The following is a 9,104-nucleotide window of genomic DNA, read 5'->3' on the forward strand; positions in this document are numbered from 1 at the left end:
CTGCCAACGCCGCGGGCTGACGCAAGTACCGCCCAGCGGCGACAATGCCCGAATGACCGATCCGTGCAACATCGCCGCCAGCCTGCCCCGGCTGGCCCGCGAGCAGCCCGACCGCGTGGCCATGCGCTGCCCCGATGGCGCTGGCCGCTACACCCGCGAGCTCACCTACGCGCAGCTCGATGCCCGCAGCGACGCCATCGCCGCCGGCCTGGGTGCGTACGGCATCGGCCGCGGCAGCCGCACCGTGGTGATGGTGCGGCCCACGCCGGAGTTCTTCCTGCTGATGTTCGCGTTGTTCAAGGCCGGCGCCGTGCCGGTGCTGGTGGACCCCGGCATCGACCGCCGCGCGTTGAAGCAATGCCTGGACGAAGCCGAGCCCGAGGCCTTCATCGGCATTCCGCTGGCCCAGGTCGCGCGCCGCGTGCTGGGCTGGGCCAGGTCGGCGAAGAAGATCGTCACCGTCGGCACGCGCTGGGCCTGGGGCGRCACCACGCTGGCGAAGATCGAAGCGCGCGGCAGTGGCGCGGGTCCGCAGCTCGCCGACACGTCGCCCGACGATGTGGCCGGCATCCTGTTCACCAGCGGCTCGACCGGCGTGCCGAAGGGCGTGGTCTACCGCCACCGCCATTTCGTAGCCCAGATCGAACTGCTGCGCAACGCGTTCGGCATGCAGCCTGGCGGCGTGGACCTGCCGACCTTCCCGCCGTTCGCGCTGTTCGATCCCGCGCTGGGGCTGACCTCGGTGATCCCCGACATGGATCCCACCCGGCCCGCGAGTGCCGACCCGAACAAACTGCATGCGGCCATCGCGCGCTTCGGCGTCACCCAGCTGTTCGGCTCGCCGGCGTTGATGAAGGTGCTCGCCGACCACGGCGCACCGCTGCCCACCGTGCAGCGCGTGACGTCCGCCGGTGCGCCGGTGCCGCCCGATACCGTGGCGAAGATCCGCACGTTGCTCCCCGAGGGTGCGCAGTTTTGGACGCCGTACGGCGCGACCGAGTGCCTGCCCGTTGCCGTCATCGAAGGCCGCGAACTGGAATCCACGCGCGCGTCGACCGAAGCCGGTGCCGGCACCTGCGTCGGTCGCGCCGTGCCGCCGAACGAGGTCCGCATCATCCGCACCGTCGATGCGCCGATCGCCGACTGGCGCGACGTCGTCGTCGTGCCCGATGGCGAGGTCGGCGAAATCACCGTCGCCGGCCCCACCGCCACGGATACCTATTTCCGCCGCGACGCGGCCACGCGGATCGCCAAGATCCGCGAAGCGCTGCCCGACGGCAGCGAGCGCATCGTGCATCGCATGGGCGACGTSGGCTRKTTCGAYGGCGAAGGCCGGCTGTGGTTCTGCGGKCGCAAGACGCAGCGCGTGGAGACCGCCGACGGTCCGCTCTACACCGAGCAGGTCGAGCCCGTGTTCAACACGCATCCACAGGTCCGCCGCACCGCGCTGGTCGGCGTGGGCGAGGCGGGCCGGCAGCGGCCGGTGCTGTGCTACGAGCTGATGCCCGGCGTGGTCGCCGATCACGTGCGCATCGAAGCCGAACTGCGCGAGATCGGCGCGCGCCTTCCGCATACCGCACGCATCGGCGTGTTCCTGCCGCACCCGGGCTTTCCCGTCGACATCCGCCACAACGCCAAGATCGGCCGCGAGACACTGGCCGTGTGGGCCGCCACGCAACAGGAGCAACACGCATGAAGATCCTCGTCACCGGCGGCGGTGGATTCCTCGGCCAGGCACTGTGCCGTGGCCTGGTCGAGCGCGGGCACGAGGTCATCAGCCTCAATCGCGGCTACTACCCGGTGCTGCGCGAACTCGGCGTGGGCCAGGTGCAGGGTGATCTCGCCGATGCGCACGCGGTKCGGCACGCTGCCGATGGCGTCGATGCGGTCTTCCACAACGCCGCCAAGGCCGGTGCGTGGGGGAGCTATCGCAGCTACCACGACGCCAACGTGGTCGGYACGCAGAACGTGCTCGATGCCTGCCGCGCGCACGGCATCGGCCGGCTGGTCTATACCTCCACGCCCAGCGTGACCCACCGCGCCACGCATCCGGTCGAAGGTGGCACGGCTGACGACGTGCAGTACGGCGAAGGCTTCAAGGCGCCGTACGCGACGACGAAGACGATCGCCGAGAAGGCCGTGCTCGCCGCCAACGATGCTGCGCTGGCGACGGTCGCGCTGCGCCCGCGCCTGATCTGGGGCCCGGGCGACCACCAGATCCTCCCGCGCCTGGTGTCGCGTGCGCGCGCCGGCCGCCTGCGTATTGTCGGCAGCGGCGAGAACCACGTCGACACCACCTACATCGACAACGCCGCGCAGGCGCACTTCGATGCCTTCGACCATCTCGCGCCGGGCGCCGCCTGCGCAGGGAAGGCGTACTTCATCTCCAACGGCGAGCCCTGGCCGATGCGCAAGCTGCTCGACGCGCTGCTGGAAACGGCCGGCGCGCCGCGCGTGGACAAGCACCTGTCGTTCAAGGCCGCGTATCGCGTGGGCGCGGTGTGCGAGACGCTATGGACGGTGCTGCCGTTGAAGGGCGAGCCGCCCATGACGCGCTTCCTCGCCGAGCAGCTGAGTACCGCGCACTGGTACGACATGGCGCCCGCGCGCCGCGACTTCGGCTACGTACCGCGCGTGTCGATGGAGGAAGGGTTCGCGCGCCTGCGGGCCTGGCTGCGCGACCATCCAGTCTGAGACCGCACCGCCCGCTCTCCTTCACGTCCGAATCACGACGCTGAAGCCCGTCCATATCGGCGCTCCGGACACTCACGCGGCGATGACTCCCGGCATACCAGCATGGCGCACGCCACTACCGGCTGTACCACTGGCCAGATGCCAAAGGGAGTTTCCATGCTGCGCTACGCCATCATCTTTTTCGTCATCGCGCTCATCGCCGCCGTGCTGGGTTTCAGCGGCATCGCCGGCGCCGCCACCAACATCGCGTGGGTGCTGTTCGTTGTCTTCGTGATCCTGGCGATCATCTCGCTGCTGCGCGGCAAGCGCGTCTGACGCATACCGTCTCTCTCCGCCGGGACGGCATGATGCCGTCGAGCCCGCCCCGAGCCTGCATGAAGCAGGCGGACGGGCGGGCGGGGCGTACAGGGTTTGCCGCTAGAATGACGGCATGGACCTGTCTCCGTTCGATGTTCTGAAACCCCTCGCCGGCCGGGCGCTGGAAACCGCGCTGAACCAGGCGCTGGCGCTGGATCCCGACATGTCCGCGGCGTTGCTTCCGCTGGAAGGTCGCCGTATCCAGCTGAGGGTCGATACCCCGCCGCTCGCGATGGACATCACCGTCGGTGGCGGTCTGCTGCAGGTGGGACCTGCCAGTGAAGTCCTCGAAGCCGACCTGGCCGTGCAGAGCACGCTGGGTGGCTTGCTGGGCCAATTGCCCTTCTTACGCCGCGACCACGCCACGCCCGTCGGCAAGGTCAAGGTATCCGGCGATGCCGACCTCGCGCGCCGGCTGCAGACGTTGGCTACCCGTTTCGACCCCGACTGGTCGTTGCCGTTCACCCGTGTGTTCGGCGATGTCATCGGCGTGCAGGTGGCGAACGCGGTCCGCGCCGGCCTGCAGCAGGTGCGCACGGCCTCCGCCAACCTGGCCGAGAGCGCCGCCGACTATCTCACCGAGGAATCGCGCGACGTCGTCGGCCGCGAGGAACTCAATGCCTTCCATGACGACGTCGATGCGATCCGCGACGATGTCGAGCGCCTGGCGGTACGCGTAGGCCGTCTGGCGGCGCGCGTGGAGCATCGCGCATGAAGTCCGTGCTGCGGGCCAGCCGCATCGGTCGGGTACTGCTGCGCTATCGCCTCGACGACCTGCTCGACGGTACCCCGGTCGAGCCCTGGCTCCGCCTGGCGCGCCCGTTCGTCCCGCGGGCATCGGCCGAAATCGCAGCGCAGGCACGCGGTGCGCGCCTGCGGCTGGCGCTGCAGGAACTCGGCCCGATCTTCGTCAAGTTCGGCCAGATCCTGTCCACCCGCCGCGACCTGATCCCGCCCGACATCGCCGAAGAGCTGACCCTGCTGCAGGACCGTGTCGCGCCCTTCGACGGCGATCGCGCACGCGCGCTGGTCGAAGAGGAACTGGGCCGGCCCATCCACGAGGCGTTCGAACACTTCGACACGACGCCGCTGGCGTCCGCCTCGATCGCGCAGGTACATGCGGCCACGCTGCCCGGCGGGCGCGAGGTGGTGGTGAAGGTGCTGCGGCCCGACATCCGCAAGCAGATCGCCGGCGACATCGCGTTGCTGGAAAGCGTCGCCGCCATCGTCGAGCGCGCCCATCCGAATGCCGACAAGATCCGCCCGCGCGAGATCGTCGCCGAGATCGAGAACACGCTGGCGGCCGAACTCGACCTGCAGCGCGAGGCCGGCAATGCCAGCCTGTTGCGGCGCACCTGGTCCGAGTCGCCGGACCTCTACGTGCCCGAGGTGATCTGGTCGCACACCGCCGAGCGCGCCATGACCATGGAACGCGTGCGCGGCATTCCGTCCGACGACATCGTCGCGCTGGATGCCGCCGGCATCGATCGCCGCGCGCTGGCGGCCAAGGGCGTGCGCGTCTTCTACCAGCAGGTGTTCCGCGACAATTTCTTCCATGCCGATGCGCATGCCGGCAACATCTGGGTGGACCCGGAACGCAGGACCGATCCGCGCTTCATCGCGCTGGATTTCGGGATCATGGGCCAGCTCTCGCGCGACGACCAGTACTGGCTCGCAGAGAACTTCATGGCCATCTTCAACCGCGACTACCGCCGCATCGCCGAGCTGCACGTGCAGGCCGGCTGGATGCCGTCGCACATCCGCATCGACGAACTGGAAGCCGCCGCACGCGCCGTCTGCGAACCGTATTTCACCCGCCCGCTCAGCGAGATCTCGCTTGCCGAGGTGCTGGCCAAGCTGTTCCGCACCGCGCAGCGCTACGAGCTGACGCTGCAGCCGCAGTTGATCCTGCTGCAGAAGACGCTGCTCAACATCGAGGGCGTGGGCCGCCAGCTGGACCCGCAGATCGACATCTGGGCCGTGGCCAAGCCGGTGCTCGAGCGCATCCTCCTGGAACGCTACAGCCCGCAGCGCGCCGCGCAGGAATTCCGCAAGCGGCTGCCTGAAATCATGACGCACGCACCGGACATGCCGCGCCTGGTGCACGCCTGGCTGAGCCAGCAGGTGGACGGCCGCCATGAACTGTCGCTGCGCTCGAAGGACCTCACCGACCTCGCGCAGACCATGAAGGGCATGCAGCGCCGCGTGGTCGCCGCCATCCTCGGCGTCGGCCTGCTGATCGTGGCGGCCGTGCTCTATGGCCTGGAAGCAGGCGGCCCCAGCATCCTGTCGGTGCCCGCCTCCGCATGGATCGCCGGCATCGGCGGGCTGTGGGCGCTGCTGGCGGCGTGGCCCAGGCGATGAAGCGAGGAACGAAGAAAGAGACGTGAGGAGTGAGCGCACGCTTCGACGCCCTTACTTGCTCCTCACTCGTCGCCCAACCACCAGCCACCAGCCCAGCCACACCTGCACGGGCAGTGTCAGCAGACAGGCGAGAGTGAACCAGCGTGGGAAGTCATCCCACGCCAACCCCGTCGCGTAGACATCCAGCGCCAGGTACAACGCGAACAGCGCCCACGCATGCGCGGTCTTCGCTACCACCGCGACGCCGACCATCAGCGCGCTGCCCGCCACGCCGGCCAGGCACACCCACAGCAGGTCGTACGCCAGCCGCGCATCGCCCCCGCGAGGCAGGCCCAACAGCGCGGCGAGTTCGCCGCCGGCCACGTTCACCAGCGGAATGGCGAGGAAGGCGAGCACCAGCGCGGCGACGCTGCGCAACACGACGATCACGCGGTTCTGCATGCTGACGCGTTCGAGGGGGACAGGCCCCATTGAAGCATGGCGGCTGCCGCGTTGACGCGGGCGCAACGATTCCTTCGCGTGGCGTGCGCGCGGCGCGCGATAGGGTGATGCTTCATTCGCACGGGAGTCCTCCCCATGAGCCACCTGACCGGCAAACGCATCGCCATCCTCGCTACCGACGGCTTCGAGCAGTCCGAGCTGACCGAACCGATGCGGGCCCTGAAGGAACACCAGGCCCAGGTCGACATCGTCTCGCTGGAAAGCGGGCGCATCCAGGGTTTCAAGCACTTCGACAAGGGCGACCAGGTGCCGGTCGATCACGTCCTGTCCGAGGTGAGTGCGAAGGATTACGACGCCCTGGTCATTCCAGGGGGTCTGTTCAATCCCGATGCCCTGCGCGTGAACGACCAGGCGCTGGCATTCACCCGTGACTTCTTCGAGGCGGGCAAGCCGGTGGGCGCGATCTGCCACGGTCCCTGGGTGCTCGCCAACGCGGACGTGCTGAAGGGTCGCACCGTCACGTCGGTGCCGAACATCCGCAAGGACCTGGAGAATGCGGGCGCGAACTGGAAGGACGATGAGGTCATTGTCGACAAGGGCCTGGTCACCAGCCGTACGCCGAAGGACCTGCCTGCGTTCTGCGCCAAGCTGGTGGAGGAGATCGCCGAAGGCCAGCACAGCGGACAGCGACGATCGGCCTGATCCGGCGGGACGCCTCGCCGGTCAGTGCGGCGAGGCGGGTTTACTGGTCGGCGCGGGACCCGGTTTGCAGTACGGCAACGGCAGCGGGCCGTAGACCTTGGTCGTGCCGGCGAAGCCGCCCTGTTGCACGATGTAGACGGCATTCGTCTGAACGTCGACATGCAGGAAGTGCTGGTATCCATCCGCCACCGGCCCGGTGTCGGACAGCATGACCCCAGCGGCGTGCCGGCGACCCTGCGGCAGCGCTGTCATGACCGGCCAGCGCTGCTGTATGCCATAAGGGCCCACAAAGGGCTTCAAACGCGCGAGAGCGCAGGCCGCAGCCGCTTGCTCGCTCATGACCGGTGGTGGTGGCGCAGGCACCGAAGCCGCTCCGGTCGCATGCATCAGCACCAAGGCAATGAACGTTGCGGAAGGGATGGCCTTCTTCATTTCGTCGATGCCTCGCGGCGACTCACCAATGAGATGCTGCCCGCCTCGATCAGCCAGTTGCCCTCGGACGTGGCTACATAAAGCGGTGTTCGTGCCCACAGGCTCCAGAACACGTGCACTTCCGTGGGCGTGGGATCCAGCAAGTGCGTGATCGCCAGGGCGACGGTCTCTCTGGCTTTGTCCTCGGGCGGGCTCTCCAGTGCGATGCAGGTCCGCGTGAAGGGCCGCTGCTTGATGATGTTCTCTCCCGACGCATCGATATCAAGGCGATAGCTGCCGCCGATCGGGACCACGCCGGGTTGTGTCGTCCCGGGCAGCAGATAGACATTCCAGCCGCTCGCGTCGTTGGCAGCTGGAAGCACGACTGTGTTGTACGTCCGCGAGCAGGGCTCGAACGTCGCCGTAGACGCCGTCGTGCGCGCATGCGCGGCGCGCAGTTCGTACTCCGTCAATGCAGCGGGCTCGGCGAGCGCAAAGGCGTCTCCCACGACGCGGCCGTCAGCCGATACCGTAGCCCGGTATCTTGCGCGAGGCACCGGCTCGCTGCTGACGAAGGTCACCACGATGCCTTCCTCGCGCTGTTCGGTGATCCAGCCTCCCAATCGTCCCCGCTTTCCGTCTTCCCGGAACGACTCGATTCCGGTTACGGCATCGGAAGCGACCGCTGCCGCTTGGTCATGCAGGTAGATCGCCCRCCCGGTGGCTTCCGCATCGAGCAGCGCCTTGGTGACCTGTGCGTCGCCGACAGGCGCAGGCGATTCCTCCTGTGCGTGTGCGAACGGCGCGGCGACGAAAGCAGACAGCAACCAGGCGGAACGGACGGCAATGCACTTCATTCCCTGCATGATCGAACTTCCCAGTTCCCCGATGGAGCGCGACGTTACCGCAGTTCTTATACTGGAGCGAGTCGAGCCGGAGGATCACCATGCCACTGCTGCGTTCACTACTGATCGGGATGATCCTGGCCACCGTCGCCATGCCGGCCATCGCGGACGAGACACCGCTCCGCATCATGAGCTTCAACATCCGCCTGCCCGTCGAAAGCGATGGCGTGGATTACTGGGGGACGCGCAAGCCGCTCGCCGTGCGCATGTTGCGCGAGCAGCAGCCCGACGTGATCGGCCTGCAGGAGCTGGTGAAGCTGCAAGCCGAACACCTGGCGAGCGAGTTGCCGCAGTACGCTTGGTTCGGCCGTGGCCGCAACGCCGATGGCGGCGGCGAGCACATGGGCGTGTTCTACCGGAAGGACCGGCTGAAGGTCGTCGAATCCGGTGACTTCTGGCTATCCGACACGCCCGACGTGCCGGGCAGCATCACGTGGAACCATCTCTATCCGCGCATGGTGACGTGGGCGCTGTTCGAGCAGCGCAGCGACGGCAAGCGCTTCTACTTCTTCAACACCCACCTGCCGTACCGCGAGCAGGACGAAGCAGCGCGGGTGAAGGGCGCGAGCGCCATCGCGCAGCGCATCGCCACACTGCCCGCGAACGTGCCGGTGGTGCTGACCGGCGATTTCAACACCACGCCGGACAGCGAGGCGCATGCGGTGCTCGCCCGCACGTTGCAGGATGCATGGACGACAGCGCCGCGCGTCGAGGGCAGCGACGCCACGTTCCATGGATTCACCGGCGCCGCGGATCGTCGGATCGACTGGATCTTCGTGAAAGGCGTGACGCCGAAGTCCGCCACGTCGGTGACGACGCGCTGGCACCAGCGCTATCCGTCCGATCACTTTCCGGTGGTGGTGACGCTGCGACTGCCGTAGCCGCTCGGGCAAAAGATCGCCCTCGGCGCCCCGACGATGGGGCCCGGAATGCCAGACGCGGGGCGCAAGGTGCCATCGATGGCGTCGCGAGCATCATCGATGGGATTCGGAAGGCGATGGGATGGCCTTCGGAAAGCGATCGATCGGTTTCCGAAACCCATCGATGGGTCTGGATGTGCCATCGATGGCTTTCAATGTGAGAGAGATGGGTCTCAGAAACCGATCAATGGCATGCCAAGGCATCGTCGATCGCTTTCGGAAGCCCATCGTCGGGATTCCGAGTGCCATCGATGAGGCCCGGAGCCTTGCGCGCAGAGCTCAATGTGAGACGAATGGGGCTCGCAATGGG

10 protein-coding genes are annotated in these 9,104 nt (G+C 67.8%); 7 read left to right on the top strand and 3 right to left on the bottom strand.

The annotated features are described in order from the left end of the window. Window positions 1-52 precede the first annotated feature (52 nt). From oleC to ubiB, 5 genes are all read left to right on the top strand, one after another. Entirely contained in the window at window positions 53-1,696 is a 1,644-nt protein-coding gene (oleC, locus tag AC04L7_RS06805; protein ID WP_475512731.1) for an olefin beta-lactone synthetase, read from the top strand. Then, window positions 1,693-2,694, top strand: coding sequence for a 2-alkyl-3-oxoalkanoate reductase (gene oleD, locus AC04L7_RS06810; RefSeq protein WP_435996028.1), 1,002 nt, complete (start codon window positions 1,693-1,695; stop codon window positions 2,692-2,694). Before oleC ends, oleD begins: the two co-directional genes overlap by 4 nt. A 156-nt stretch (window positions 2,695-2,850) precedes the next feature. Beyond that, window positions 2,851-3,009 (top strand): DUF1328 domain-containing protein, encoded by a 159-nt coding sequence (locus tag AC04L7_RS06815; protein WP_082563134.1) that lies wholly within the window; start codon window positions 2,851-2,853, stop codon window positions 3,007-3,009. 115 nt (window positions 3,010-3,124) lie between these two features. Next, the gene (locus tag AC04L7_RS06820; RefSeq protein ID WP_435996031.1) at window positions 3,125-3,766 is read left to right on the top strand and encodes a ubiquinone biosynthesis accessory factor UbiJ; all 642 of its coding nucleotides are present in this window, start codon (window positions 3,125-3,127) and stop codon (window positions 3,764-3,766) included. Continuing rightward, the gene (ubiB, locus tag AC04L7_RS06825) at window positions 3,763-5,415 is read left to right on the top strand and encodes a ubiquinone biosynthesis regulatory protein kinase UbiB (RefSeq protein ID WP_299345042.1); all 1,653 of its coding nucleotides are present in this window, start codon (window positions 3,763-3,765) and stop codon (window positions 5,413-5,415) included. The genes AC04L7_RS06820 and ubiB overlap by 4 nt, the downstream gene beginning before the upstream one ends. Before the next feature lie 51 nt (window positions 5,416-5,466). Here the strand turns inward: ubiB and AC04L7_RS06830 are convergent, their stop codons facing one another. Next, window positions 5,467-5,886 (bottom strand): hypothetical protein, encoded by a 420-nt coding sequence (locus tag AC04L7_RS06830; protein ID WP_435996033.1) that lies wholly within the window; start codon window positions 5,884-5,886, stop codon window positions 5,467-5,469. Window positions 5,887-5,991: 105 nt separating this feature from the next. Between AC04L7_RS06830 and AC04L7_RS06835 the strand changes: the two genes are divergently transcribed. Further along, the gene (locus AC04L7_RS06835; protein ID WP_296281314.1) at window positions 5,992-6,558 is read left to right on the top strand and encodes a type 1 glutamine amidotransferase domain-containing protein; all 567 of its coding nucleotides are present in this window, start codon (window positions 5,992-5,994) and stop codon (window positions 6,556-6,558) included. 21 nt (window positions 6,559-6,579) lie between these two features. Here the strand turns inward: AC04L7_RS06835 and AC04L7_RS06840 are convergent, their stop codons facing one another. Beyond that, a complete protein-coding gene (locus AC04L7_RS06840; RefSeq protein ID WP_435996036.1) occupies window positions 6,580-6,990 on the bottom strand; it encodes a hypothetical protein in 411 nt (136 codons plus the stop codon). Further along, complete coding sequence (locus AC04L7_RS06845) at window positions 6,987-7,826, bottom strand: hypothetical protein (protein ID WP_475512732.1); 840 nt, start codon at window positions 7,824-7,826, stop codon at window positions 6,987-6,989. Before AC04L7_RS06845 ends, AC04L7_RS06840 begins: the two co-directional genes overlap by 4 nt. Window positions 7,827-7,915: 89 nt before the next feature. Here AC04L7_RS06845 and AC04L7_RS06850 point away from each other — a divergent pair, with 89 nt between their 5' ends. Beyond that, entirely contained in the window at window positions 7,916-8,755 is an 840-nt protein-coding gene (locus AC04L7_RS06850; protein ID WP_435996040.1) for an endonuclease/exonuclease/phosphatase family protein, read from the top strand. The last annotated feature ends 349 nt before the right edge of the window (window positions 8,756-9,104 follow it).

Source organism: Pseudoxanthomonas sp. LjRoot204_2 (assembly GCF_056175765.1).

What these genes read in the sequence shown, in the direction of transcription:
- AC04L7_RS06835 (WP_296281314.1), top strand. Translation starts at nt 5,992, where the DNA reads ATGAGCCACCTGACCGGCAAACGCATCGCCATCCTCGCTACCGACGGC.
- AC04L7_RS06820 (WP_435996031.1), top strand. Translation starts at nt 3,125, where the DNA reads ATGGACCTGTCTCCGTTCGATGTTCTGAAACCCCTCGCCGGCCGGGCG.
- AC04L7_RS06830 (WP_435996033.1), bottom strand. Translation starts at nt 5,886, where the DNA reads ATGGGGCCTGTCCCCCTCGAACGCGTCAGCATGCAGAACCGCGTGATC.
- AC04L7_RS06850 (WP_435996040.1), top strand. Translation starts at nt 7,916, where the DNA reads ATGCCACTGCTGCGTTCACTACTGATCGGGATGATCCTGGCCACCGTC.
- AC04L7_RS06840 (WP_435996036.1), bottom strand. Translation starts at nt 6,990, where the DNA reads ATGAAGAAGGCCATCCCTTCCGCAACGTTCATTGCCTTGGTGCTGATG.
- AC04L7_RS06815 (WP_082563134.1), top strand. Translation starts at nt 2,851, where the DNA reads ATGCTGCGCTACGCCATCATCTTTTTCGTCATCGCGCTCATCGCCGCC.
- ubiB (WP_299345042.1), top strand. Translation starts at nt 3,763, where the DNA reads ATGAAGTCCGTGCTGCGGGCCAGCCGCATCGGTCGGGTACTGCTGCGC.